Here is a 25,954-nt window from a genome sequence, read left to right as displayed (position 1 = left end):
GGAACGGACGCTTCCTTCGGACCGCCTTCCAGCGGACCCTCCGGGCTTCGTTCTTTCGTGTTTCCAGCTTATCAGATGTTTTCCGCTCCGTTTTCCGGAGTTTCATTCATCCGACCCGCTTTTGCCTTTCGGCGCTCCCGGACTCTATCAGAGTTCTTCGGTCCGTTTTCCCCGGTCGTTCTCGAATTCAGATTCGAGCCCGTTTCCGAGGGGCCGTCCCGTGGGGCAACCCGGAGAACATTACGCACCGGGTCGCCCCACGTCAAACCGGCCTCAGCCGGTGTTGAGCGAGCGTCAGACCTCGACCACGACCGGCAGGATCATCGGCCGACGGCGGTAGTTGTCCGCGACCCACTTGCCGATGGTCCGACGGACCAGCTGCTGCACCTGGCGGGGCTCCAGCACGCCGTCGCTCGCCGAGCGGTCCAGCGCTTCCTGGAGCTTGGCGACCACCGGGGCGAACGCGTTGTCGTCGATGCCGGAGCCGCGGGCCTGAATGGTCGGGCCGCCGACGATCTTGCCGTTGGTCGAGTCGACCGCGACGAACACCGAGATGAAGCCCTCCTCGCCGAGGATCTTGCGGTCCTTGAGCGAGGCCTCGCTGATGTCGCCGACCGAGGAGCCGTCCACGTAGACGTACCCGGCCTGCACCTTGCCGACGATCCGGGCGACGCCGCCCTCCAGGTCGACGCAGACGCCGTCCTCGGCGATGACCACGCGGTTGCGCGGCACCCCGGTGGCAATGCCCAGCTCGGCGGCCGCGCGCAGGTGGCGCCACTCGCCGTGGACCGGCATCAGGTTGCGCGGCTTGCAGATGTTGAAGAAGTAGAGCAGCTCGCCGGCCGAGGCGTGGCCGGAGACGTGCACCTTGGCGTTGCCCTTGTGTACGACCTTGGCACCCCAGCGGGTCAGGCCGTTGATCACCCGGTAGACGGCGTTCTCGTTGCCCGGGATGAGCGAGGAGGCCAGGACGACGGTGTCGCCCTGGACGATGCGGATCTGGTGGTCGCGGTTGGCCATCCGGGACAGCGCCGCCATCGGCTCGCCCTGCGAACCGGTGCAGATCAGCACGACCTCCTTGTCCGGCAGGTCGTCCAGCTGCTTGACGTCCACGATCATGTTGCCGGGGACCTTCAGGTAGCCGAGGTCCCGGGCGATGCCCATGTTGCGGACCATCGAGCGGCCGACGAAGGCGACCTTGCGCTTGTACTCGTGGGCGGCGTCCAGCACCTGCTGGATGCGGTGCACGTGGCTCGCGAAGGAGGCCACGATGATGCGCTTCTCGGCGTTCGCGAAGACGTTCCGCAGCGCCGCCGAGATGTCCCGCTCGTGCGGGATGAAGCCGGGGACCTCGGCGTTGGTGGAGTCCACCAGCAGCAGGTCCATGCCCTCCTCCGCCAGCTTGGCGAAGGTCGGCAGGTCGGTCAGGCGGCCGTCCAGCGGCAGCTGGTCCATCTTGAAGTCGCCGGTGGCCACGACCATGCCGGCGGGGGTGCGGACCGCCACGGCCAGGGCGTCCGGGATGGAGTGGTTGACCGCGATGAACTCGCAGTCGAAGGGGCCGATGCGCTCGCGCTCGCCCTCCTTGACCTCCAGCACGTACGGCCGGATGCGGTGCTCGGCGAGCTTGGCCTCGATCAGCGCCAGGGTCAGCTTGGAGCCGATCAGCGGGATGTCCGGGTTCTCCCGCAGGAGGAAGGGGACGGCGCCGATGTGGTCCTCGTGCCCGTGGGTGAGGACGATGCCGTCGACCTTGTCGAGGCGGTCCCGGATGTAGCTGAAGTCCGGGAGGATCAGGTCCACGCCGGGCTGCTCGTCCTCGGGGAAGAGGACGCCGCAGTCGACGATCAGGATGCGGTCCCCGTACTCGAGGACCGTCATGTTGCGGCCGATCTCGCCGAGGCCGCCGAGCGGAGTGATGCGGAGGGCGCCCTCCTTCAGGGCCGGGGGTGCGCCGAGCTCGGGGTGCGGGTGGCTCAAAAGACTCTCCTCACGACGCACGCCATATGCCCGGGGTCCTCCCCCTGAAGACATATGGCGTGCGTACTCAGTGTCGTTTTCCTACTGGGTCTGTGCTCTCGCGCCTTCAGTCCGGTCCAGCGGCGGACCCGGGGAGGTCCGGCGAGCCGGGGCGCGCACGTCCGTGTCTGCTAAAGGTGTACCCCGCCGGCGGCGAGATCCTGCTTCAATCGCGCGACCTCCTCGGGCGTCGCGCCGACCAGCGGCAGGCGCAGCGGGCCGGCCGGCAGGCCCTGGAGCTCCAGTGCGGCCTTGGTGAGGATCACGCCCTGGGTGCGGAACATACCGCTGAACACCGGCAGCAGGCGCTGGTGGACGCTCGTGGCCTTGACCACGTCACCCGCCAGGAAGGCCTCGATCATCGCCCGCAGCTCCCCGGCCACCACGTGTCCGACGACACTGACCACGCCGACGGCTCCGACGGACAGCAGTGGCAGGTTGAGGATGTCGTCACCGGAGTACCAGGCGAGGTCGGCGCGGGCGATCGCCCAGGCCGCGGCGCCCAGGTCCCCCTTGGCGTCCTTGTTGGCGACGATCCGCGGGTGCTGGCCGAGGCGGACCAGCGTCTCGTGGCTCAGCGCGACCCCGCTGCGGCCCGGGATGTCGTACAGCATGACCGGCAGCCCGGTCGCGTCGGCGACGGCGACGTTGTGCCGGTACAGGCCCTCCTGCGGGGGCTTGCTGTAGTACGGCGTGACGACCAGCAGGCCGTGTGCTCCGGCCGCCTCCGCCTGCCGGGCCAGCTCGATGCTGTGGTGGGTGTCGTTGGTGCCGACGCCGGCCACCACGTGGGCGCGGTCCCCGACCGCCTCGACCACGGCGCGGACCAGCTGGGCCTTCTCGGCGTCGGTGGTGGTCGGGGACTCACCGGTGGTGCCGTTGACGACGAGGCCGTCGTTACCTGAGTCCACGAGGTGCGTGGCGAGGCGCTGGGCGCCGTCGAGGTCGAGTCCGCCGTCGGCGGTGAACGGGGTGACCATGGCGGTCAGGACCCGGCCGAACGGCGTCTGGGGGGTGGAGATCGGAGCCATGCGTCCAAAGCTACTCGTAGGCGGTGGGGCGTTCCCCATGCCGGTCCGGTGTTCGGACAGGTGTGGCGCGTCGGTGGCGCGGACATGGGATTCCGGTGCTGTCCGCTCGGGGGTTCGGACAGCACCGGAATCCGTGTTCACGAATGTAGGGAGCGGCTAGAAAAGCCGCAATCCAGACATGCCAGACACTCTGCCCATATGCCTGTCGTCCCAGGTCAGGGGGCGACTCGGCCGTGCTTCTCGAAAGCCGCATGGGTGAGCGGCATGAGCTGGGCCCACTGCTCCTCCATCTGCTCGGCGACCATCTCGATCTCGCGCTGCGGGAAGGACGGCACCGCCGAGTTCTCCCGCCGGGTGCGCAGCGACAGGAAGTGCATCAGCGAGCGCGAGTTGCAGGTCGCGTACATCGAGGAGAACAGGCCCACCGGCAGCACCGCGCGGGCCACCTCCCGGGCCACCCCGGCGGCCAGCATCTCCTGGTAGCGGGCGTAGGACTCGCGGTACGCGGCCTCCATCGCCTCCGTGGTGGTCCTGTGCTGCTCGGGCGTGCCCTCGTGGAACTCGTACTTGCCGGGGCGGCCCTGCTGGACCAGCTTGCGCTCCTCGCCCGGCACGTAGAAGACCGGCTGGAGCTCGCGGTAGCGGCCGGACTCCTCGTTGTACGACCAGCCGCTGCGGTGCCGGTGGAACTCCCGGAACACGAAGATCGGCGCGCTGATGAAGAAGGTCATCGAGTTGTGCTCGAAGGGCGTGCCGTGCCGGTCGCGCATCAGGAAGTTGATCAGGCCCTTGGACTTCTCCGGGTCCTGCTGGAGGGCTTCGAGGGACTGCTCGCCCGCGGTCGAGACCCGGGCCGCCCAGATGACGTCCGAATCGGCGGCGGCGCTGCGGACCAGCTCCACCGTCACGTCGCTGCGGAAGCTGGGGGCCGTCGGTTCGTCGCTCACGCGTTACTCCTTGCGGGTTCGGTGCTGTGCAGCTTGATGGCGTGCTGCATGGTCTTGCGGGCGCGCGGGGTGTCGCCGGCGTCGGCGTAGGCCACGGCGAGGCGGAACCAGACCCGCCAGTCGCCCGGCGCGGCCTGTGCCTCGGCCTGGCGGCGGGCGAACACGGCGTCGGCCGAGGCCCGGTCGATCCGCCCGCCCTTGCTGCGCTTCAGCTCGTCCACCGGGAGGCCGCCCTCGGCATCCAGCTCACGGGCCAGCCGCTCGCTGTCCCGGCCGAAGCGGACGGTCTGGCGCAGGAACCAGACGCCGATCACCGGGATCACGAAGGCGCAGATCCCGATGCCGATGCCGAGCGGCTTGCCGGTCGCGACCAGCTGGACGCCCTCGCCCACGCAGACCAGGGCGACCAGCAGCAGCACGCCGGACAGGACGAAGAAGCCGGTGCGAGAGGTCATGACGCACTCCTGGAAATCAACACGGTCACAGGTCCAGGAAGTGTTCGAGGCCGAAGGTCAGCCCCGGGGTCTCGACGACCTTGCGCACGCCCAGCAGGATGCCCGGCATGAAGCTGCTGTGGTGCAGCGAGTCGTGCCGGATGGTGAGCGTCTCGCCGGTGTCGCCGAACATCACCTGCTGGTGGGCGAGCAGGCCGCGCAGCCGCACCGCGTGCACCGGCACCCCGTCCACGTCGGCACCGCGCGCGCCGGGCAGGCTGTGGGTGGTCGGGTCCTGCTGCGGCGGCCGGCCGGCCTCGGCCCGGGCGGCCGCGATCAGCTGGGCGGTGCGGGTGGCGGTGCCGCTGGGGGCGTCGGCCTTGCGGTCGTGGTGCAGCTCGACCACCTCGACCGACTCGAAGTACCGGGCGGCGATCTGGGAGAACTTCATGCCCAGGATGGCGCCGATGGAGAAGTTCGGCGCGATCAGCAGGCCGAGCTCCGGGGCCTCGGCCAGCCTGCTGCGGACGGTGGCGAGCCGCTCGTCCGTCCAGCCGGTGGTGCCGGTGACCACGTGGATGCCGTTGCGGACGCAGTAGTCGAGGTTGCCCATCACCGCGTCGGGGTGGGTCAGCTCGACGGCCACCTGGGCGCCCGCCTCGGTCAGCTCCTCCAGCTTCGACCCGCGGCCGAGGGCGGCGACCAGCTCCATGTCCGGTGCGGCCTCCACCGCCTTGACCGCCTCGGAGCCGATCCGTCCCTTGGCGCCGATCACGGCGACACGCAGCGTCATAGCGAATGTCCTCTCACACCAGCAGATCGGCGAGCTTGGCGGCCCGCTTGTCGTTGACCGGGCCGATCAGGGCGAGCGACGGCCGGTACGCGCCCAGCACATCACGCGCCACCTCGTGGACGTCCTCCAGGGTCACCGCGGCGATCCGCTCCAGCATGTCGTCCACCGACAGGTGGTGCCCGTAGCTGAGTTCGGCCTTGCCGATCCGGTTCATCAGCGAGCCGGTGTCCTCCATGCCGAGCACGGTGGAGCCGGAGATCTGGCCGATCGCGCGCTGCAGCTCCTCCTCGGTGATGCCCTCCTCGACCACCTTGGCCAGCTCGGCCCGGCAGATCCGCAGCACCTCCTCGACCCGCTTGGGCTGGCAGCCGGCGTAGATGCCGAACAGCCCGCTGTCCGCGTAGGACGAGGAGTACGAGTAGACCGAGTACGCCAGGCCCCGCTTCTCGCGGACCTCCTGGAAGAGCCGGGAGCTCATCCCGCCGCCGAGGGCCGCGTTCAGCACGCCCATCGCCCAGCGGCGCTCGTCGTGCCGCGGCACCCCGGGCACGCCCAGCACCAGGTGGGCCTGCTCCGTGGAACGGTTGAGCACCTCGACCTTGCCGGCCGTACGCAGTGACCTGACCCCGCGGCGGGCCTCGGCGGGCGCCGCGGTGGAGGCCTCCAGCACCGGCGCGAAGGCCTGCTCGACCTGCTTGACCACCTTGCGGTGGTCGAGGTTGCCGGCCGCGGCGACGACCAGCTGCTCGGGCCGGTAGCGCCGGCGGTAGAAGCCGGCGATCTGGTCCCGGGTGAGCGTCCTGATGGTCTCCTGGGTGCCGAGGATCGGGCGGCCGAGCGGGCCGCTGCCGAAGATCACCTTGGCGAACAGGTCGTGCACCACGTCGCCCGGGTCGTCCTCGGCCATCGCCATCTCCTCCAGGATGACGCCGCGCTCGGCCTCCACGTCCTCGGTGCGGATCAGCGAGCCGGTGAGCATGTCGCAGACCACGTCGATGGCCAGCGGCAGGTCGGTGTCCAGGACCCGGGCGTAGTAGCAGGTGTTCTCCTTCGCGGTGAAGGCGTTCATCTCGCCGCCGACCGCGTCCAGGGCGGCCGAGATGTCCAGCGCGCTGCGCCGCTCGGTGCCCTTGAAGAGCAGGTGCTCCAGGTAGTGGGTGGCGCCGTTGAGCTGCGGGGTCTCGTCCCGCGAGCCGACGCCGACCCAGATGCCGAAGGTCGCGGAGCGCACCGTCGGCAGGGTCTCGGTGACGACCCGAAGGCCGCCGGGGAGGACGGTGCGGCGCACCGTGCCGGCGCCGTCGACGCCCTTGAGCAGGGTCCGGGTGGTGCCGGGGCGCTGCTTTACCGCCGGGGCCTGCGCCACGGGGGGTACCTCCAGGGGAAACGCACGTGGGAAGGCACGTACGGACGTAAGCATGTGGACAACTGGGTGCGGCCCGCACGCCGTGTGAGGCGTACGGGCCGCGGGGTCAGCTAGCGGCGCTTCACTCGGAAGCGGCCTCGCCGCCCTCCTCGCCCTCGATGACCGGGATCAGGGAGAGCTTGCCGCGCGGGTCGATCTCGGCGATCTCGACCTGGACCTTGGCGCCGACGCCGAGGACGTCCTCGACGTTCTCCACGCGCTTGCCGCCGGCCAGCTTGCGGATCTGCGAGATGTGCAGCAGACCGTCCTTGCCCGGCATCAGCGACACGAACGCGCCGAACGTCGTGGTCTTGACCACGGTGCCCAGGTAGCGCTCGCCGACCTCCGGCATGGTCGGGTTGGCGATCTGGTTGATCGTGGTGCGGGCGGCCTCGGCGGCCGGGCCGTCGGCGGCACCGATGTAGATGGTGCCGTCGTCCTCGATCGTGATCTCGGCGCCGGTGTCCTCCTGGATCTGGTTGATCATCTTGCCCTTGGGGCCGATGACCTCACCGATCTTGTCCACCGGGATCTTGATGGTGATGATGCGCGGCGCGTTCGGGGACATCTCGTCGGGCGAGTCGATGGCCTCGTTCATCACGTCGAGGATGTGCAGGCGGGCGTCCTTGGCCTGCTTCAGCGCGGCGGCGAGCACCGACGCCGGGATGCCGTTCAGCTTGGTGTCCAGCTGGAGGGCGGTGATGAAGTTGCGGGTACCGGCGACCTTGAAGTCCATGTCGCCGTACGCGTCCTCGGCGCCGAGGATGTCGGTCAGCGTGACGTAGTGGGTCTCACCGTCGATCTCCTGGGAGATCAGGCCCATGGCGATGCCGGCGACGGCGGCCTTCAGCGGCACACCGGCGTTCAGCAGCGACATGGTCGAGGCGCAGACCGAGCCCATCGAGGTGGAGCCGTTGGAGCCGAGCGCCTCGGAGACCTGGCGGATGGCGTACGGGAACTCCTCGCGGGTCGGCAGCACCGGCAGCAGGGCGCGCTCGGCCAGCGCACCGTGGCCGATCTCGCGGCGCTTGGGGGAGCCCACCCGGCCGGTCTCACCGACGGAGTACGGCGGGAAGTTGTAGTTGTGCATGTAGCGGCGGCGCGTCTCCGGGGAGAGCGTGTCCAGCTGCTGCTCCATGCGCAGCATGTTCAGCGTGGTGACACCCAGGATCTGGGTCTCGCCGCGCTCGAACAGGGCCGAGCCGTGCACCCGCGGGATGGCCTCGACCTCGGCGGCCAGGGTGCGGATGTCGGTGACGCCGCGGCCGTCGATGCGGACCTTGTCCTTGATGACGCGCTCGCGGACGATCTTCTTGGTCAGCGCGTTGTAGGCGGCGCTGACCTCCTTCTCGCGGCCCTCGAACTCGGGCAGCAGCTTCTCGGCGGCCAGCGCCTTGACGCGGTCCAGCTCGTTGTTGCGCTCCTGCTTGCCCGGGATGGTCAGGGCCTGGGCGAGCTCGTCCTTGACGGCGGCGGTCAGCGCGGCGAGGACGTCGTCCTGGTAGTCCAGGAAGACCGGGAACTCGCCGGTCGGCTTGGCGGCCTGGGCGGCCAGCTGCGACTGCGCGGCGCACAGGACCTTGATGAACGGCTTCGCGGCCTCCAGGCCGGAGGCGACGATCTCCTCGGTCGGCGCGTCGGCGCCGCCCTCGACCAGCTTGATGGTCTTGTCGGTGGCCTCGGCCTCGACCATCATGATCGCGACGTCGCCGTCCGGCAGGACGCGACCGGCGACGACCATGTCGAAGACGGCCGACTCCAGCTCGCTGTGGGTCGGGAAGGCGACCCACTGGCCGTTGATCAGCGCGACGCGAACGCCGCCGATCGGGCCGGAGAACGGCAGGCCCGCCAGCTGGGTGGAGGCGGAGGCGGCGTTGATGGCGACCACGTCGTACAGGTGGTCGGGGTTGAGCGCCATCACGGTGACGACGACCTGGACCTCGTTGCGCAGGCCCTTGACGAAGGACGGGCGCAGCGGGCGGTCGATCAGGCGGCAGGTGAGGATCGCGTCCTCGGAGGGCCGGCCCTCGCGACGGAAGAACGAGCCGGGGATGCGGCCCGCGGCGTACATCCGCTCCTCGACGTCCACCGTCAGCGGGAAGAAGTCGAAGTGCTCCTTCGGCTGCTTGGACGCGCTGGTGGCCGACAGCACCATGGTGTCGTCGTCCAGGTAGGCCACGGCGGAGCCGGCGGCCTGACGGGCCAGACGGCCGGTCTCGAAGCGGATGGTACGGGTGCCGAAGGAACCGTTGTCGATCACGGCCTCGGCGTAGAACACGTTCTCTTCCACCTGGAAGATCTCCTCTTTCGTACGTCTCCGGGAGAGCGTCCCCGCGCACTGCCTGCGGTGGGCCCTGGGCCCTCGTCAGGGAGGGCGGCAGTCGGGCCGGTCTTCGATCGAAGCCTCCGGAGTGCCCCGCTCGGTCTGCGGGGGCTCCGACGGCCACTACCGAGGACCGGCGCCTCACGGCTGCCGGGCCGGGAAGGGCGGTCCGCGTCTGGACGCTCTCTCGGATGCGGGCGGCTTCCGTTTGAAGCCTTCGTCCCGCGGGGGTTCGGGTCCTTCTGCCCGGGTGGCGCGCTGGTGCGCCATCACCCGGCATGCCCACAACCCTACGGTGCAATCCTCGGCCACCTGGGGAGGTGCGCGCGAGTTGTTATCTCCGGGCGCCGCGGTTCAAGAGCCGCGGCATACGCGCGAGGGGCGGCTCCCCGGTGTGGGGAGCCGCCCCGAGCGGCGTTCTCAGCGGGCGCCGCCGGCGGCACCGCGGCGGATGCCCAGGCGGTCGACGAGCGTACGGAAGCGCTCGATGTCCTTCTTGGCCAGGTACTGGAGCAGGCGGCGACGCTGGCCGACCAGGATCAGCAGGCCACGACGGGAGTGGTGGTCGTGCTTGTGGGACTTGAGGTGCTCGGTCAGGTCCGAGATGCGACGGGAGAGCATGGCCACCTGGACCTCGGGGGAGCCGGTGTCGCCCTCCTTCTGGCCGAACTCGGCGATGATCTGCTTCTTGACGTCAGAGGCGAGAGCCACTGCAACTCCTTCGGGGTCTACCGAGCGGTCCTGGTCGACAACACAGGACTCATCGAGAACTCGGTGTCGCGAGCACGGCCGGCACTCTGCAGCCCACGGCGGGGCGGCGGACACACGGCTGCGCTCGGAGGCCAAGCGTACCAGTGCCGCCCCACCCGGCCGTTCGGCGGGCCCGGGAGGGGCCGCACGGAGCGCTTCCCGGAGGCGGCGGCGGGTGACGGGCGGGCGGCACTGCGGTGGTCGGCGGTCAGCCGGTGGCGCCGCGGACCAGGCGGTAGATGTCCAGGACGGCGAGCGCCAGCGGGACGAGCGAGATCAGGGTGAGGCTGTCCACCAGGTCCAGGATGCGCCCCCAGAACGGGGAGACCCCGAGCCGTGGCACCACCAGGGCGATCGCGGTGAGCAGCGCGGCGCCGAAGGCGATGGAGGCGGTCAGCCAGATCGTGCGCAGGTCGAGCTCGGTGGTGGAACCGGCCGCCCGCAGGAAGAACTGCGGGGTGTGCAGGGAGAGCCCGACGATCAGCAGGCTCAGACCGAGCAGGCCGGCCACGGTGAGGCTGAGCACCTGCGCGGTGTAGCGGAACAGCCGGGCGCGCAGCATCGTGGTCAGGCCCAGGGCGAGTGCCAGCAGCTCGGGGAAGGTCTCGTCGGTGAAGCCGAGGACGGCGCAGGCGCCGACCACCACGGCGGCGCAGCCGCCGACCAGGCCGACCAGCACCTCGTGGCCGCGGCGGGCCTGGTGCGCGATCTTCTCGTACTGGACGGCCTCGGCGCGCTCGGCCTCCTCGTCGTAGTCGCGGCTGCGGGTGCGGGTCTGACCGGGGGCACTGAAGCCGACCGGCAGCCGGGCGAAGCGGGCGGAGAGGCTGGGCAGGAAGCCGACCACGGCCACGGCGGCGACGCCGGTGACGGCGGCGATGTGCCCGGCCGGGGTCTCCGGCAGCAGGACGGCCGCGAAGGTGGCGAGCGAACCGGCGGTGGAGACCAGGGCGGCGGCGACGAACACCGCGTCCCTCTCCGGCAGCAGGCCGGCCAGTAGTACGGAGACCACCAGGACGGCGACGCAGCCGGCCAGGAACTGGAGCCGGCCGGGGCCGTCCCCCCGGTGGGCGACGGCGATGAGACCGCTGCCGCCGATCATGGCGTGCGGCAGCGCGCCGAGGCCGAGCGCGACGGCCGCGTGGGCGTCCTGGTAGACCCGGGCGCGCACCCCGGCGAGCGCGGTGAGCACGACGGCGGTGACGCCGGCCAGGACGCCGGGCAGGCCGTGCATGTCGTGGCGCAGGTCGGAGAACCAGAGCGCGAAGCCGAGCAGGGTGAGCAGCACCCCGGCGCCGATCAGGCCGAAGCCGCGCATCAGCTCGGCGGTCCAGAACCGGCGGTCGGCCTCGACGGCGCTGGCGATCGCGTCGGCGACGTCGTCGTAGACGGCCGGCGGGAGCGACTCGGCGAAGGGGCGCAGCGCCAGCAGGTCGCCGTCGCGGACCTGCTGGGCGGCCAGCGGCAGCCCGCTGTCGAGCACCGTGCCGTCGCGGCGGACCAGGTGGAAACCGGTGGGGGTGCCGTCGGGCTGGCTCTGGTTGGCCAGGCGCAGCACCTCGGGGTAGACGTCCGCGAGCGGGACGTCCTCGGGCAGGGCGACGTCGATCCGGCGGTCCGGAGCGACGACGGTCACCCGGCAGTAGCCGGTCGCGGCGGCACTCATGCGCCCACCTCGCTGCGCTCGCCCATGAGGGCCCCCACCTCGATCCTTCGACGCACTTGGCGCTCCCCCTTGTTGACGGTGCCGAGGCACGGCGGCGCTCGGTGTTGCTGTGGAACCGGCCCGGCCGGGCCGCGAGTTGGCGCGGCGTTACCCTACCCGTTCGGGTCGTGTCCGGTGCCGGTGCGTATCGGGCCCTGGCGGGCGGTGCGGGGGCGACCGTTAGGATCGGCGCCTGCGCAAAGGTACGGGGGCTGCGCTGGGTGGGGCGTCCTCAGCCACCGGATTCCCGTACGGACCGTACGCAAATCGCATGAGGGCTGATGCCGAAGTGATCGATCGACGCCGCGGGGTGGATGACACATGGGTGTGATCACGGTCAAGCGACCGGCCAGGGCGTATCCGCCCACCGTGCCGGACGAGCCGGTGGAGCTGGTGAGCCCGCCCGAACTGCCCCGGCAGGGCGGCGAGGACTGGCTGATGAGCATCCTGCCGATGCTGGGCATGGGTGGCTCGGCGGTGTTCTTCTTCTCGCCGGGGGCCGCGGCCCCGATGAAGATCATGGGCGGTCTGATGATCGCCTCGACGCTCGGCATGGTGCTGGCGCAGATCGTCCGGGCCCGCAAGGGCGGTTCGACCGCGATGGCGGACGAGCGGCGCGACTACCTGAAGTACCTCCAGCAGACCCGCCGTCAGGTGCGCCGCACGGCGGAGCGCCAGCGCGGCGCGCTGCTGTTCCTGAACCCGGCGCCGGACCAGCTCTGGTCGATCGTCGAGGACGGCCGGCGGCTGTGGGAACGGCGCACCGGGGACGGCGACTTCGCGCAGATCCGGGTGGGCCTCGGGCCGGTGCAGCTGTCCACGCCACTGGTGGCGCCGCAGACCGCGCCGATGGACGAGCTGGAGCCGCTGTCGGCGGCCGCGATGCACTCCTTCCTGAAGGCCCACGGCACCCTCCAGGACCTGCCGTTGGCGGTCTCGCTGCGGGCCTTCTACCACATCACGGTGTGCGGGGACCCGGACTCGGTGTACGGGAACGTGCGCGCGATGATCGCCCAGCTGACCACCCTGCATTCGCCGGACGACCTGATGGTGGCGGTCGCGGCCGCGCCCGGTGCGGCCGAGGAGTGGGAGTGGACCAAGTGGCTCCCGCACAACCAGCACCGCAAGGAGGCCGACGGCGCGGGCTCGCGCCGGCTGTTCGCGAGCGACCTGGGCGACCTGGAGCACCTGCTCCAGGACGAACTGGCCGGCCGCCAGCGCTTCGTACGGGACGTGGCGCCGCCGGCCGACCAGCCGCACCTGGTGGTCGTCATGGACGGCGCGGGGGTGCCGCACGACTCGCTGCTGGCGAGCCCGGAGGGCGTGCAGGGCGTGACGGTCATCGAGGTGGTGCCGGGCGAGGTCGACGAGCCCAGCGGGCACCTGATGGTGACGGTCGGCGCCGAGGAGCTGCTGCTGCGCTCGGCCTCCGGCGCGACGTACACCGGCAAGCCGGACCTGCTCTCGGTGTGGCAGTCCGAGGCACTGGCACGGCAGCTGGCGCCGTACCGGATCTCGGCCGGCGGTGACGACGAGCCGCTGCTGTCCAACCTCGACTTCACCGACATGATGAGCTCGGGCGACCCGGGCTCCTTCGACGTGGCCCGCAGCTGGCGCCCGCGCGCCCAGCACGAGCGGATGCGGGTGCCGATCGGCGTCGGTGCCAACGGCGAGCACGTCTACCTGGACATCAAGGAGGCCGCGCTGGAGGGCATGGGCCCGCACGGCCTGTGCGTGGGCGCGACCGGTTCCGGCAAGTCGGAGCTGCTGCGCACGCTGGTGCTGGCGCTGGCGATGACCCACTCCTCGGAGATCCTGAACTTCGTCCTCGCCGACTTCAAGGGCGGCGCGACCTTCTCCGGCATGGCGGACATGCCGCACACCTCCGCGGTGATCACCAACCTGGAGGGCGAGCTCACCCTGGTCGACCGCATGCGCGACGCGATCGAGGGCGAGCTCCACCGCCGCCAGGAGCTGCTGCGCTCGGCGGGCAACTACGCCAACATCCACGAGTACGAGCGGGCCCGGGCGGCCGGCGCGGCGCTGGACCCGCTGCCCTCGCTGGTGCTGATCATCGACGAGTTCTCCGAACTCCTCACCGCCAAGCCCGACTTCATCGAGATGTTCATCCAGATCGGCCGGATCGGCCGGTCGCTGGGCGTGCACCTGCTGCTGGCCTCGCAGCGCCTGGAGGAGGGCAAGCTGCGCGGCCTGGACACCTACCTGTCGTACCGGATCGGTCTGCGCACCTTCTCGGCCGCGGAGTCCCGGGCGGCGATCGGCGTGCCGGACGCCTACCACCTGCCGCCGGTACCGGGCGTCGGCTACCTCAAGTTCGGCGAGGACGTGATGGACCGGTTCAAGGCCGCCTACGTCTCGGGGCCGTACCGGGCACCGGGACAGCAGCGGTCGACCGGCGGACGGCGGGTCAACGCGCGCCCGGTGGAGTTCACCGCGGCCTTCGTGGACCTGCCGGACCCGGTGGAGGAGGAGGTCGCGCCGCAGGTCCCGGAGCAGGACGACGCGCTGGTGGACACCGTGCTGGACGTGTTCGTCCAGCGGATGACCGGCCAGGGCCCAGCCGCGCACCAGGTGTGGCTGCCGCCGCTGGACGAGGCGCCGAGCATGGACCACCTGCTGCCGCCGCTCCAGGTCGTGCCGGAGCGCGGGCTGGCCGCGCCCGGCTACCCGGCGGGCCGGCTGCGGGTGCCGATCGGCATCGTGGACAAGCCGCGCGAGCAGAAGACGGACATCCTGGAGGTCGACTACGCGGGGGCGGCCGGCCACGGCCTGATCGTGGGCGGCCCGCGCTCCGGCAAGTCGACCGTGGTGCGCACCACGGTGGCCTCGTTCGGCCTCACCCACACCCCGCTGGAGGTGCAGTTCTACCTGCTCGACTTCGGTGCGGGCAGCTTCCAGTCGCTGGCCGGGTTGCCGCACGTCGGCGGGGTGGCCGGGCGCCTGGACGTGGACAAGGTGCGCCGGATGGTCTCCGAGGTGCACGGGGTGCTCAACCGGCGCGAGGAGCTCTTCCGGGTCGCCGGGATCGACACCATCGCCACCTACCGGGCCCGCCGGGCAGCCGGCCGGCTGCCGGACGAGGCGTTCGGCGACGTCTTCCTGGTGATCGACGGCTGGAACACCTTCAAGCAGGAGTTCGAGGGCCTGGAGCCGGTGATCGGCGACATCGCCCAGCGCGGCCTCGGCTACGGCGTGCACCTGGTCATCACGGCGGCCCGGTACGCCGAGGTGCGCCCGGCGCTGAAGGACCTGCTGCAGAACCGGACCGAGCTGAAGCTCGGTGACGCGATGGAGTCCGAGGTCGACCGCCGGGTGGCCCAGAACGTCCCGTCGCTGGCCGGGCGCGGCATCACCCCGGAGCGGCTGCACTTCCTGTCCGGACTGCCGCGCCTGGACGGCTCCTCCTCGGTGGACGACCTCCAGGACGGCGTGGCCGGGCTGGTCAGCGCCGTGGACGGAGCCTGGACCGGCCCGCGCGCCCCGCAGGTGCGAATGCTGCCGGCCGTTCTGGACGGCAACTCGCTGCCGAAGGGCTTCGAGCACCCGGAGCGCGGCGTCGCCTTCGGCGTGGACGAGGCGGAGCTGGCGCCGGTCTTCGTCAACTTCGAGACCGACCCGCTGTTCATCGTCTTCGGCGACACCGAGTCCGGGAAGTCGGCGGTGCTGCGGATGCTGATCAAGCAGATCACCGAGCGCTACACGCCGGACCAGGCGGGCATCGTGGTCGGCGACTACCGGCGCGCGCTGCTCGGCACCGTGCCGCCGGAGTACCTGGTGGAGTACGCGGCCGCGCAGCCGGCCATGGCGGCCATCGTGGACATGTTGCGCGGCGCCTGCTCGCGCCGCCTGCCGGGCCCGGACGTGACCGCCGAGCAGCTGCGCAACCGCAGCTGGTACAGCGGCAAGGACATGTTCGTGATCGTCGACGACTACGAGCTGGTCTCGACGAGCTCGGGCAACCCGCTGGCTCCGCTGGCCGAGTTCCTGCCGTTCGCCCGCGACATCGGCCTGCGGGTGATCGTGGCCCGCAGCGCGGGCGGCGCCGGCCGCTCGCTGTACGAGCCGGTGCTGCAGCGGATGCGCGAGCTCGGCGGCCAGGGCGTGATCCTCTCCGGGAACCGGGACGAGGGCGCGCTGCTCGGGACGGTCAAGCCGCAGGCGCTGCCGCCGGGCCGAGCGGTCTACGTGTCCCGCCGTGTGACCAGCGGGCAGATGGTCCAGACGGGCTGGCTGCCGGTGGCGTAGCCGCGCCGGTCGTCACGGACGGTGATCGAAGGGGTCGGACTCGCGGAGTCCGACCCCTTCGGCGTCCCGGGTTCCGAAACGTTACCTAGTTCTTTCGGAGCGGAGGCTGCGGTTCCCGTACCCGGCCGGGGAGTTGCCGGACGCTTCGGAGACACCTGGGCGTGTCGCCGTCCACCTGGAGTGCAACCTTTGAATCACACCCATCCCCCTTTGTTCACCTTCGATTCAATCGCAATGCGGCTTAGGTAACAAGTCGGACAAAGCCCGCAATGACCGAACGTGATCATGGGATCGCATGTCTATGCCGTTCGCCGCAACGGATTCCGAAGCAGTTCCCACGTTGACTCGATCAATACGCCCAAGGTTCCATTGCGGCCCGGGAGCGACTGGAATCCAGACACCGAGCAACCAGCCAGCGGAGGCGATACCGCTCCCACTCCAGCACCGCACAAAGCCGATCGGAAGCCACATGACCGACACGCTTCGCCCGCCACAGACCGTAGCCGCCACGGCGGCCGAGGCGGCCGCGCCCCAGCAGCTCAAGCGCTCGATCGGCGTCGTGGGCGGCACACTGCTCACGCTGTCCTGCGTCACGCCCGCGTCGACGCTCTTCGTGATCGTGCCGGAGCTGTTCTCCAGCATCGGCAGCGCCACCGCACTGGCCATCGCGATCGGCACGGTGCTCTGCGTCGCGGTCGCGTTCTGCTACTCCGAGCTCGGCACCCTGATCCCCAGCGCCGGCGGCGAGTACGCGATGGTCGGCACCCTCGCCGGACGGCTGATGGGCTGGCTGGTCTTCGTGCTCTCGCTGATCGTGGTGATGATCGTCCCCTCGGTCATCGCCCTCGGCACCGCCGACTACCTCGCCCCCGTCCTGCACCTGGACAAGGCCATGACCGGCGCCGCCGTGATGCTGGCCGCCACCCTGGCCGGCCTGCTCGACCTGCGTGCCAACGCCTGGATCACCGGCATCTTCCTGGTGCTGGAGGTCATCGCGGCCGGCGTGGTCTCGGTGCTCGGGTTCGCCCACACCAACAGCGACGCCCCCAGCCTGCTGCACGGCGTGGTCACCGGGGACGGCGGCGCCACCACCACGGTGAGCGTGGGCGCCATCGTCGGCGCGCTCGGCATCGCCCTGTTCATCACCCAGGGCTTCTCCACCGCGGTCTACCTGTCCGAGGAGCTGGAGAACCCCCGCCGCAACGTCTCGCGCACCGTGCTGTGGACGCTCGGCATCTCCTCGGCCATCATCCTGGTCCCGGTCGTCGCCATCACCATGGGCGCCCCCGACCTCCAGACCCTGTCCTCCGGCGACATCTCCGGCATGGTCACCGCCTGGAGCAACTCCGCGGTCGGCACCTTCATCAGCCTCTGCGTCGCGCTGGCCATCATCAACGCCGGCATCGTCATGGTCATCCAGAACTCCCGGGTGCTGTTCGCCTCCGCCCGCGACAAGGCCTGGCCGGAGCCGGTCAACAAGGCCTTCGGCACCCTCGGCCGGTTCGGCTCGCCGTGGATCGCCACCCTGGCGGTCGGCCTGCCCGGCGCCGCGCTCTGCTTCGTCAAGGGCGAGCTGCTGAGCAACATCACCGGCGTCGCCGTCACCGGGATGTACCTGCTGGTCGCGATCGCCGCGCTGCTCTCCCGCCGCGCCCACCACAAGCACGCCGCCGCCTGGCGGATGCCGCTGTGGCCGGCCGTCCCGGCCGTCCTGATCGCCGTCCTGGTCTACGTGATGACCAAGCTGGACACCGAGCCCCTGCTGTGGACCGGCGGCATCACCGCCGCCGCCACCCTCTACTGGCTGTTCTACCTGCGCCCCCGGCAGGACACCCGCTGGGTGATCAGCCTCCCCGAGGACCAGCAGGACTGACCCCCACCCCTCCCCCACACGGCGGTGCCCCGGGCCTCCCCCAGCCCGGGGCACCGCCGTGTGCGCGTCCTACTTGTACACCTTCCAGGCCGGGCTGGTGGCGATCGCCTTCACCTGGTCCGCGGTGAGCAGCGGCTTGCCGGTCGGCATCTGGTACACCAGCACCTCCATGCCGTCCGGACGCAGGACGTTCACCGTCAGCGGCTTCTCCTTGCCGTCCGGGTCGCCGTTGACGAGGATCCTGCTCCCGTCGGGGAGGGTGTTCGCGTCCTTGAAGGCGCGCTCACCCTGGACGCTCCCGCTGTGCGCCCAGTTCTCCACCCGCAGCATCAGCGAGCCGGCGGCCTGGCCCTGGGCCAGCTGGAAGGTGGCCGCGAGCGCGGTGCCGGAGCGGCCGGTCACGGTCACCCCCGGGGGCAGCAGGCCGGCCAGCACGGTCTCCCGGTCGGGCAGCGACAGGCCGGGGTCGACCGCCTCCTCGTCGATGCCGTCGTACTTGACCGCCGCGACGACCCGGTCCCAGGACCTGTCGGTGACGATCCCCTTCAGCTGGTCCAGGGTGAGCGGCGGGTTGGGGCGGCTGTCCGGCGCGCCCTTCTCCTTGGGCGCGTTCCACTCGCTCAGGGAGATGCTCCGGCCGTCCGGGCCGGTCAGGGTGGCGTGCCACTCCTTGGTGTCGGCCCGGCCGTCCGAGTACTCGTACCCCTGCTCCAGCAGGAGCTTGGAGCCGTCCGGCAGGGTGGTGTCGGCGCAGGAGTCGACCCGGGCGAGCTTGAAGTCGGGCGGGCAGGTGGGGACCTGAGCCTGCTTGGGGTGGTGCTTCTGGATGCCGATCTGGACCAGCGACTTGCCCTGGCCGTCGTCGAAGACCACGCTCGCCGAGGCGAAGGTGCCGTCCAGCCACTCGTCGTCGGTCCCGCGGCCGTTGGCCTCGCTGGTCTCCCCCTTGGGCAGGAGCGCCTGGAAGGTGGCCAGCACCTCGTCGCCGGAGACCACCGCCGGGGCGGAGGACTTCGCCGTGGTCGGGGTGGCCGCGGCGGCGGCGCTGCCGGCGGTGGCGGCCGGGGCGGAGGCCGCGCTCACCGTGCCCGCGTCCTTGCCGCCCAGCGAGCCCAGGTACACCGTGCCGGTGCCCACCAGGGCCAGCGCGGCCGCGCCGCCCACCACGGCGGCGGTCGAGCGGCGGCGCCAGCGGCTGCGGCCGCGGCGGTAGCCGCCCGCGACCAGGTCCGCCTGCTCGGTGCGGAAGCCTTCGCCCGTACGGGTGAGGGCATAGAGAAGATCGTCCTCGAACTTGTCCGGTTCGGACATGGGTGTTCACCGTCTCCTTGCGTCGCGGTTTGCGAGAAGTGCCGTACGGGCGGGCGGTCGCCGGCCTCAGCGGCCGGCGAGCTCGGTCAGCGAATCGCCGAGCAGGGTGCGCAGCCGGGCCAGGGCCCTGGTGGTGCGGGTACGGACGGCCCCGGAGGAGACCCGCATGGCCTCGGCGGTCTCCTCGACGCTGCGGTCCTCCCAGTAGCGCAGCACCAGGACCGCGCGGTCCTTGGGCGGCATCCGGCCGAGCGCGTCGAGGAGGGTCAGCCGCAGGGTGCTGTCGGTGTCCTGCCCCTCCGGCTCCGGCAGGGTGTCGCTGGGGCGCTCGCCGCTGGAGCGGCGGCGCTGCTGGGCGAGGAAGGTGCGCACCATCACGGTGTGGGTGTAGGCCGCCGGGTTGTCGATCCGGCCGCGGCCGGTGAAGGCACTGCGCCGCCACAGCACGTACATCCGGCTGAGGGCCTCCTGGACGAGGTCCTCGGCGTAGTGGGTGTCGCCGCTGGTGAGCAGGCAGGCCGAGCGGTACAGGTGGCCGGTCCGGCCGGAGACGAGTTCCAGGAACTCCGCGTCCTTGGCCTCCCGGCCCGCCCCGATCCACCTCATGCGCCCTGCCCCCTGCGGTCCGCCCTCCCTGACACTTCATCGATGCGGTGGGCGCGCGGCGGTGTTACAGGAGTTGCGGCCGGATTTCGGCGAGCCGGCTTCCGCCGGGCGTCAGTCGGCGGACCTGCGCCGGTGGTCGCGCAGCACCACGCCGCCGCCGATCAGCAGGGCGACCAGCAGCGCACCGATGCCGAGGACGTACGTCGCGGTGCGGCCGTCGCGGTCGGCCTGGGTCTCACCGAGGCCCACCGGGCGCGGCACGATCGGCGCGGCGGCGAGCTGCACCGGGGCGTCCGGGGCGGGTGCCCAGGGCGCGTCGGCGGGGGCCTTGGTGACGGCCTTGACCGGGTCCACCACACCCCAGCCGATGAAGTTGTCCGGTTCGCGCTGGGTGCGCTGCGCGCTCTGCTCGATCCAGGCCCGCACCTGGGCCGGCTTCCAGTTCGGGTGGGCGCCGACCAGCAGCGCGGCGAGCCCGGAGACGTACGGGGCGGCGAAGCTGGTGCCGTTGTCCACGCACTGGCCGCCCCCGGGCACGGTGGACAGCATGTCGACACCGGGCGCGGCGACCTTCACGAAGCTGCCGTACTGGGAGAACGGCGCACGCTCGTTGTTGCGGTCGGAGGCGCCGACGGCCAGCACGGTCGGGAAGGCGCCGGGGTAGGTGTCGCCCTCCTTGCCGTCGTTCCCGGTGGAGGCGACCACCACGACGCCGCGTGCCTCGGCGTACTCGACGGCGGCCTTCAGCTCCGCGTAGCCGCCGAAGCGGGCGTCGCCCGCGCCGCGCACGTCCTGGGAGATGTTGATGACCTTGACGCCGGACGTGTCCACCGCCAGCCTGATCGCCTGGACCAGGGTGGAGACGTCGCCGTTGCCGTCGCTGTCGTTCTGCCGGATCGAGAGGATCTGGGCGTCGGGGGCCAGTCCGACGAAACCGGTCTGCTTTCTGACGCGGGCGGCGATGATGCCGGCCACCTTGGTGCCGTGGCCGACCGGGTCCTCGACGGACTTTCCCTGGATCGGCTCCTTGGTCTCCCGGTTGACCAGCAGGTTGGGGCCCGCCTGAACCTTGTCGACCCACTGCTTACCTGTGGCGTCGGCCGGGACCTGGCCCGCCAACTGCGGGTTGATCTGGTCGACCCCGGTGTCGATGACCGCGACCTTCACGCCCACGCCGGTGGTCTTCCCGTCCTGCCACAGCTCGTTCAGCAGCAGGCGCTGCAGCGACCACGGCACGGTCTGCACGTCGGGCGCGTTCTTGGGACAGTCGCCGGCCGCGGCCAGCCCGGGCCCGCCCTCGGCGTACGCCGGGGCGGCGAGCGGGCCGCCCAGCACCGCGAGCGCGGCGAGCGCCGCGGCCGCCCTCCGGTACCCGTGTCGGGACACCCTGCCACCCCTCATGTCGTCCACCCGTCCCGCGCGTCGGGGGCGGGTGCCCGGAATCCGGGTACCCGCCCCCTGCCGTTCCCTACGGAACCCGAACGTCAGCCCCAGAGCTTGGCGTTGGCGTCCTCGGTCGTCTTGTAGCTCTGCGCGGCCTTCTCCAGCGAACCCGCGATCTGCGCGCAGGTCTGCTGGAGGTCGGCGGCCTTGGCGTCCCACTGGGCCTGGTGGGCCTGGTAGCCCTGCTGGGCGGCACCCTGCCAGCTGGAGGCGATGCGGGTGACGTTGCCCTTGAGGTCGTTCAGCAGGTGGTCGATGCGACTCGCCGAGGCCTTGACCTCCTCGGCCGCCTGGTGAACGGTCTGGAAGTTGACGAGAATGTGGTCGGACACGTTGTCTCCCTTGACGAGGGTGCGGAGCGCCACGCGGTCAGTGGCGGGCGCCCCGCAGAGCGGTGGATCGGGGCAGAACGGCGGTCGGCGCAGGTGCGGTGATCAGCGCGAGTGCGGTGATCAGCCCTGGACCGAGGAGAACATCGCCTTCTGCTCCTCTTCGGTGCTCGCGTAGTGCTTGGTCGTCAGCTCGATCGCGTGCTTGATCGCGTTCAGCGATTCCTTGAGCTTCGCGATGTCCTCGTTGACCCGGCCCTGCAGGTCCGTGTAGGCCTTCGCGGCCTGGCCCTGCCAGCCACTGGTGATGCCGGAGACCGTGCCGATCAGCTTGGTCTTCTCAGCCTCGATCTTGCCGATGGCCTCTTCGATCTGCTTGGCGAACGCCAGCATCTCCTGCGCGGTCATCGTGAACTGACCCTGAGCCATGCTCCACCGTCCCCCATGAGACAACATTTGCGTGTACGGAGGGCCCGCACGGGCCGACCGTCGCATCACCGGTGTGATGTCCAGCAGCACTGTAGTCGGCACACGCAGCTCACCCAACACCGAGCACTGAGTAGTTACCAGACCATGACACTGAGGCCAATTCGGTTACCGCGCTTGGCCGGTCAGGCGTTCTGCGGCTGGGCGGCGCTCTTCGCGGTGAGCGGCGGGCCGGCCGGAACCAGGTTCGACCACTCCTTCGGTACCGGCAGCGGCTTGACCCCCTGGTAGCCCAACCGGGCCTGGTTGCCGCCGGGTTCCTCCTGCTGCTGGCCTGGCTCCTGGGACGGCGCCCCGGGGACCGGCGTGGCACTGGGCTGCGGCGCCGGCGGCTTCGGGGTACCGGTCTGACCGGGCTGCGGCGAGGCGGTGGGAAGCCGGCCGCCGTCACCGTTGGACGGGACGGAGTAGCGCAACCCGGTCTCGGTGATCAGGAAGTCGGTTCCGGAGCCGGCGGCCGAGTTGTCCAGCGAGCGGTAGAACAGCCCGTGACCGGGGGTCACATAGGCGGCCCCGGCGCCGTTGTTGTACGGCGCGGGATACGAAGTCCCGGCCCAGACGCTGCGCTTGGCCGTGCTGCCGTCCTCGGCGACGCCGTCGTAGGTGCTGCACACGACCATCCGGGCGTCCTGGCGGTCCTGCCAGTTGTTCACCGGCGCACCGGTCTTCAGCGGCCAGTCCGGCGCGGTGTCCTTCAGCCGGGAGTCGCCGCCCCACTGGGAGTTGTCGGCCGGGATCATCTCGTCGCTGCGCGGCTTCTTGTCCTGGTCGTACTTGTAGAGCATCTGGTACGCCGGGTTCTGCCGGATCAGGTCCGCCTGGAACGGGGTGACCAGGTAGAGCTGCTCCTTGCCGACCACGTAGTGACGGTCCTGGTAGTGCACCAGCCGGCCGACCCGGCGGTCGGCCTGGTTGCTCAGCTCCACCTTGGAGTTGGCGCCCTGGCTGTCGGCGACCCCCTCGATCTGCGGGAAGGTGATCGGGGTGGCGTCCACCAGGGTGTCCAGCCAGTCCCGCTTGACCCGCTGCGGCACCGCGTTCGGCCCGAACACCGCGGTGATCAGCGCCTTGCGCTCCTTGTCGTCCGACTGCGGGGAGCCGATCGGGTGCTTGCGGCCCTGCGCGTCGACCAGGTACACCGCAGCACCCGCGGCGGCCGGCTGGCCCGGCGCCGACGCGGCCGACACCTGCTGCTCGTCGGCCTGCTGCACCAGCATCAGCTGGTCCGGGCCGAGCATCCGGTCCTTGGCCGCCAGCGCCGCCGCGTCCGCGCCGGCCGCCACGAACACGGCCTGGTTGACGGTCTCCTGCTTGTCGTCCGAGCCAGGGCGGTCGCACACCGCCCACTTCATCGCCTTGCTCGCGTTGTCCGTGGTCGGCAACTTGTCCGGCGCGTAAGGGATGCCGATCGTCGGCCCGTGGTTGGGGTACCGGTCGAGCACCCCGTCGTCCACCACCACGACCTTGGCGCCCGCGGGCAGCACCAGCCGCGCCGAGGACATGTTGAGCACCTGGTGCAGCCGCTTGGTCTTGTTGTCCGGGTCGGTGAGCACCACGTACCGGGTCGTCGACTGCTTGCCCTGGATGATGTTCTTGCCGTCGTCCCACTTCACCGGCGCGCTCGGCTTGAAGACCCCCCAGAGCCCGAACCCGGCGACGATCACCACCCCGGCCAGCACACTCGGCAGCACCGCCTTCACCGGACGCGGCGCGTCCTCGTCGCTGCCGCCACCGGCGGGCAGCAGGAAGGCGCCCACCGTGCGTTTGCGGGCGAAGGTGTACGCGTTCAGCTCGTCCCGGCGCGATGCCATACCTCGTCGTCCCCCTAGTCAGACGTCGTCGGGCGTTTTCAGACCGACCTGCCCCGTGGTCACCCGCCGGGCACGAACCGGCGCGAACCCTCTACGATGCGGCAGCAGACGGTGAGTACGGTACGGGTACGGTCCGCGACACAGCCAGCCGGGCCGCGACAACGGATCAGAGAGGGCCACCGGGGGATGCCAAGCCAGACCGCTCCAGGACGCCGCCGCAGCGCGGGCGGTGGGAGGTCGCGCCGGGCCGGCCGGGCGCAGCACAGCGCACCGACGACCGAGACCGGATCCGGATCCGGGACCGTGGCCGGGGCCGCCCGGCCGCAACCGGCCGGCAGCGGGGGCGGCGGGGCCGTCCAGGTCCGGGTCAACCCCCGACCGGGGCTGCTCGGCGGGCGCTTGAAGCTCCAGCAGCTCGTCCTGGTCGAGGTCGCGGCGGCCCTGGTCGCGGTCGGCTGGACGATCAGCCGCCCGGTCGCGGCCGGCTTCGGCGCGGTCGCGCTGGTCCTGCTCGTGCTCGCGCTCGTCCCGGTGCGCGGCCGCACCGTCCCGGAACTGCTGCGGGTCCGCGCCGCACTCAAGTCCCGCCGCAAGCAGGCCAGGACGCTGCTGCCGCCGGCCGGCACCGACCCGGCGCTGGCGCCGGCACTGGAGCTCGAACCGGGGCTTCGCACCTGCACCCACGCCACCGAGGCCGAGTTCGGCGGCCGCCCGGTCCGCCGGGAGACCGGCATGGTCGGCGACGGGACCTTCCTCAGCTCGGTGCTGCTCGTCCAGGCCAAGGACCAGCCGCTGCGCCCGGTGCGCACCGCGCTGCCGCTGCCGCTGGACGTGATCTGCTCGGCTCTCACGGTGGACGACATCACCCTGGAGTCGGTGCAGTTGGTCCAGCACACCCAGCCCGCCCCGGCCCCGCACCTGCCCGAGCAGTCGCTGGCCGCCCGCGCCTACCGCGAGCTGCCGGACGGCACCTCCACCCCCGGGCTGCGGCTGACCTGGATCGCGCTCAAGCTCGACCCGGAGCGCGCGGCGACCGCCGTCCGGGCCCGTGGCGGCGGCGAGGAGGGCGCCCGCAAGGCGCTGCAGCGGGTCACCGACCAGCTGGCCGGCCGGCTCAACAGCGCCGGCTTCAACGCGACCGTGCTGGACGAGCGCGAGCTGATCGCCGCGCTGGCCATCTCCACCTGCGCCAACCCGATCGCGGTGGCCGGCCGGCAGGGCACCGGCAGCGGCGGCGGCACCACCCGCCGCACCCAGGAGGGCAACCGGTTCTGGCGGATCGACGACCGCTGGCACACCACGTACTGGATCTCCCGCTGGCCGCAGCTGAGCCGCCCCGACGGCGCCCCCGGCCGGATCGCCGCGCCGGACCTGGTCAACTTGATCACCGGCTCCCCGGCCCTCGCCAGCACCTTCAGCCTGACCGCCGGGCACGGCACCGGCGGCTCGGTGACGGTCAGCGGGCACCTGCGGGTGACCGGTCGCAACGAGAGCGAGGTCGGCCAGATCGGCCGCCAGGTGGAGACTCGGGCCCAGAGCACCGGGCTCGGCCTCGTCCGGCTCGACCTGGAGCAGGCCCCCGGCATGCTCGCCACCCTGCCGCTCGGAGGGGCTTCCTGATGGCGTACCAGACCTATCCCACCGCCGGTCCGCAGCCCGGCGCCGAGCAGCGCCGGGCCCGGCCGCGGATCCTGCCCGGCTTCGGGCTGCGCGGTCCGCGCCGGGAGAAGCACGTGCTGGAGCCGGCCGACCTCGCGGCGCTGGCCTTCCCGGTCGGCGACGACGGCGTGGTGATCGGCGTCGACCCGCAGGGACTTCCCGCGGTGCTCGGCCTGTTCCGCCCGACCTCGTACGACCTGGTGCTCGTCGGCGGCATGTGGACGGCGCAGGTCATCGCGCTGCGGGCGGCCGCGATCGGTGCCCGGGTCGCGGTGGAGACCGCCCGCGGACAGCTGTGGGGCCCGATGGCCCAGGCGGCCGGCGGCGGCCAGCCGTGCGTGACGATCCATCAGGTCGGTCGGCTCGGCCCGCAGGGCGCCTCGGTGGCCTCGCCGGTGCTGGTGGTGCGCGACCTCGGCGCCCGCCCGCCGCGCAGTCGGCTCTCCGCCGCGCCCTGGCAGACCACCCTGACCCTGCTGCCCTACCTGGGCCCGAACGCCTCCCGGGTGCTGAACGCGGCCGACCTGGTCGGCGTGCAGCGGATCTCGCCGCAGGAGGCGGAACTGACCGGCCGGGTGCTGTCGCTGCCGCAGGAGGACGTGGCCGCGCTGCCCACCCTCGGCGACGACCTGACCCTGTGGGCGACCCGGATGCGGCGCCAGTACGTACGGGCCGTGGCCGGGCAGGCCGAACAGCAGGTGCTCGGCGGGCCGCGCCGGATGGACTGAGCAGCCGCTCGCCGTGCCGGGCGGGCCGGCGGGGA

19 protein-coding genes are annotated in these 25,954 nt (G+C 71.5%); 4 read left to right on the top strand and 15 right to left on the bottom strand.

The annotated features are described in order from the left end of the window. Positions 1-294: 294 nt before the first annotated feature. From AB0O11_RS31650 to eccD, 9 genes are all read right to left on the bottom strand, one after another. Positions 295-1,980: a ribonuclease J gene (locus AB0O11_RS31650; protein WP_363393857.1), complete on the bottom strand. Its 1,686-nt coding sequence runs from the start codon at positions 1,978-1,980 to the stop codon at positions 295-297. A gap of 170 nt (positions 1,981-2,150) precedes the next feature. Next, positions 2,151-3,050 (bottom strand): 4-hydroxy-tetrahydrodipicolinate synthase, encoded by a 900-nt coding sequence (gene dapA, locus AB0O11_RS31645; RefSeq protein ID WP_363393855.1) that lies wholly within the window; start codon positions 3,048-3,050, stop codon positions 2,151-2,153. 215 nt (positions 3,051-3,265) lie between these two features. After that, positions 3,266-3,997: an FAD-dependent thymidylate synthase gene (thyX, locus tag AB0O11_RS31640; protein WP_224277436.1), complete on the bottom strand. Its 732-nt coding sequence runs from the start codon at positions 3,995-3,997 to the stop codon at positions 3,266-3,268. Continuing rightward, complete coding sequence (locus tag AB0O11_RS31635) at positions 3,994-4,452, bottom strand: tetratricopeptide repeat protein (protein WP_363393852.1); 459 nt, start codon at positions 4,450-4,452, stop codon at positions 3,994-3,996. Before AB0O11_RS31635 ends, thyX begins: the two co-directional genes overlap by 4 nt. A 25-nt stretch (positions 4,453-4,477) precedes the next feature. Then, positions 4,478-5,224 carry a 4-hydroxy-tetrahydrodipicolinate reductase gene (gene dapB, locus AB0O11_RS31630; RefSeq protein ID WP_363393850.1) on the bottom strand — a complete coding sequence of 249 codons (747 nt, stop codon included), beginning with the start codon at positions 5,222-5,224 and terminating at the stop codon, positions 4,478-4,480. 13 nt (positions 5,225-5,237) lie between these two features. Next, positions 5,238-6,644: a pitrilysin family protein gene (locus AB0O11_RS31625; RefSeq protein WP_363393848.1), complete on the bottom strand. Its 1,407-nt coding sequence runs from the start codon at positions 6,642-6,644 to the stop codon at positions 5,238-5,240. A 67-nt stretch (positions 6,645-6,711) separates the two neighbouring features. Further along, positions 6,712-8,919 carry a polyribonucleotide nucleotidyltransferase gene (locus tag AB0O11_RS31620; RefSeq protein WP_363393847.1) on the bottom strand — a complete coding sequence of 736 codons (2,208 nt, stop codon included), beginning with the start codon at positions 8,917-8,919 and terminating at the stop codon, positions 6,712-6,714. A 453-nt stretch (positions 8,920-9,372) separates the two neighbouring features. Beyond that, complete coding sequence (gene rpsO / locus AB0O11_RS31615) at positions 9,373-9,663, bottom strand: 30S ribosomal protein S15 (protein WP_209416808.1); 291 nt, start codon at positions 9,661-9,663, stop codon at positions 9,373-9,375. Positions 9,664-9,910: 247 nt separating this feature from the next. After that, on the bottom strand, positions 9,911-11,368 hold the full coding sequence (eccD, locus tag AB0O11_RS31610) for a type VII secretion integral membrane protein EccD (protein ID WP_363393844.1): 1,458 nt from the start codon (positions 11,366-11,368) through the stop codon (positions 9,911-9,913). 360 nt (positions 11,369-11,728) lie between these two features. Between eccD and eccCa the strand changes: the two genes are divergently transcribed. Further along, positions 11,729-15,673, top strand: a complete 3,945-nt coding sequence (eccCa, locus tag AB0O11_RS31605; RefSeq protein ID WP_363393842.1) for a type VII secretion protein EccCa — start codon at positions 11,729-11,731, stop codon at positions 15,671-15,673. A gap of 469 nt (positions 15,674-16,142) precedes the next feature. Beyond that, positions 16,143-17,546 carry an APC family permease gene (locus AB0O11_RS31600; RefSeq protein WP_363393840.1) on the top strand — a complete coding sequence of 468 codons (1,404 nt, stop codon included), beginning with the start codon at positions 16,143-16,145 and terminating at the stop codon, positions 17,544-17,546. A gap of 69 nt (positions 17,547-17,615) precedes the next feature. On the opposite strand, the gene AB0O11_RS31595 is transcribed toward AB0O11_RS31600, so the two are convergent. From AB0O11_RS31595 to AB0O11_RS31570, 6 genes are all read right to left on the bottom strand, one after another. Then, positions 17,616-18,857 (bottom strand): hypothetical protein, encoded by a 1,242-nt coding sequence (locus tag AB0O11_RS31595; RefSeq protein ID WP_363393838.1) that lies wholly within the window; start codon positions 18,855-18,857, stop codon positions 17,616-17,618. Positions 18,858-18,923: 66 nt separating this feature from the next. Further along, the gene (locus AB0O11_RS31590; protein ID WP_363393836.1) at positions 18,924-19,463 is read right to left on the bottom strand and encodes a SigE family RNA polymerase sigma factor; all 540 of its coding nucleotides are present in this window, start codon (positions 19,461-19,463) and stop codon (positions 18,924-18,926) included. 111 nt (positions 19,464-19,574) lie between these two features. Then, positions 19,575-20,849, bottom strand: coding sequence for a type VII secretion-associated serine protease mycosin (gene mycP, locus AB0O11_RS31585; protein WP_363393834.1), 1,275 nt, complete (start codon positions 20,847-20,849; stop codon positions 19,575-19,577). Positions 20,850-20,947: 98 nt separating this feature from the next. Continuing rightward, complete coding sequence (locus tag AB0O11_RS31580; RefSeq protein WP_224277457.1) at positions 20,948-21,238, bottom strand: WXG100 family type VII secretion target; 291 nt, start codon at positions 21,236-21,238, stop codon at positions 20,948-20,950. A gap of 120 nt (positions 21,239-21,358) precedes the next feature. Continuing rightward, the gene (locus AB0O11_RS31575) at positions 21,359-21,664 is read right to left on the bottom strand and encodes a WXG100 family type VII secretion target (protein WP_363393832.1); all 306 of its coding nucleotides are present in this window, start codon (positions 21,662-21,664) and stop codon (positions 21,359-21,361) included. Between the two features lie 182 nt (positions 21,665-21,846). Further along, positions 21,847-23,532, bottom strand: coding sequence for a type VII secretion protein EccB (locus AB0O11_RS31570; protein ID WP_363393830.1), 1,686 nt, complete (start codon positions 23,530-23,532; stop codon positions 21,847-21,849). Positions 23,533-23,835: 303 nt separating this feature from the next. Between AB0O11_RS31570 and eccE the strand changes: the two genes are divergently transcribed. Beyond that, the gene (gene eccE, locus AB0O11_RS31565) at positions 23,836-25,152 is read left to right on the top strand and encodes a type VII secretion protein EccE (RefSeq protein ID WP_363393828.1); all 1,317 of its coding nucleotides are present in this window, start codon (positions 23,836-23,838) and stop codon (positions 25,150-25,152) included. Then, entirely contained in the window at positions 25,152-25,919 is a 768-nt protein-coding gene (locus tag AB0O11_RS31560) for a hypothetical protein (protein ID WP_363393826.1), read from the top strand. Before eccE ends, AB0O11_RS31560 begins: the two co-directional genes overlap by 1 nt. Positions 25,920-25,954 lie beyond the last annotated feature (35 nt).

Source organism: Kitasatospora sp. NPDC093102 (genome assembly GCF_040683915.1).
GTDB lineage: Bacteria > Actinomycetota > Actinomycetes > Streptomycetales > Streptomycetaceae > Kitasatospora.
The sequence above is the reverse complement of the archived record's forward strand: the minus strand, read 5'-3'. Positions and strand labels throughout refer to the sequence as shown.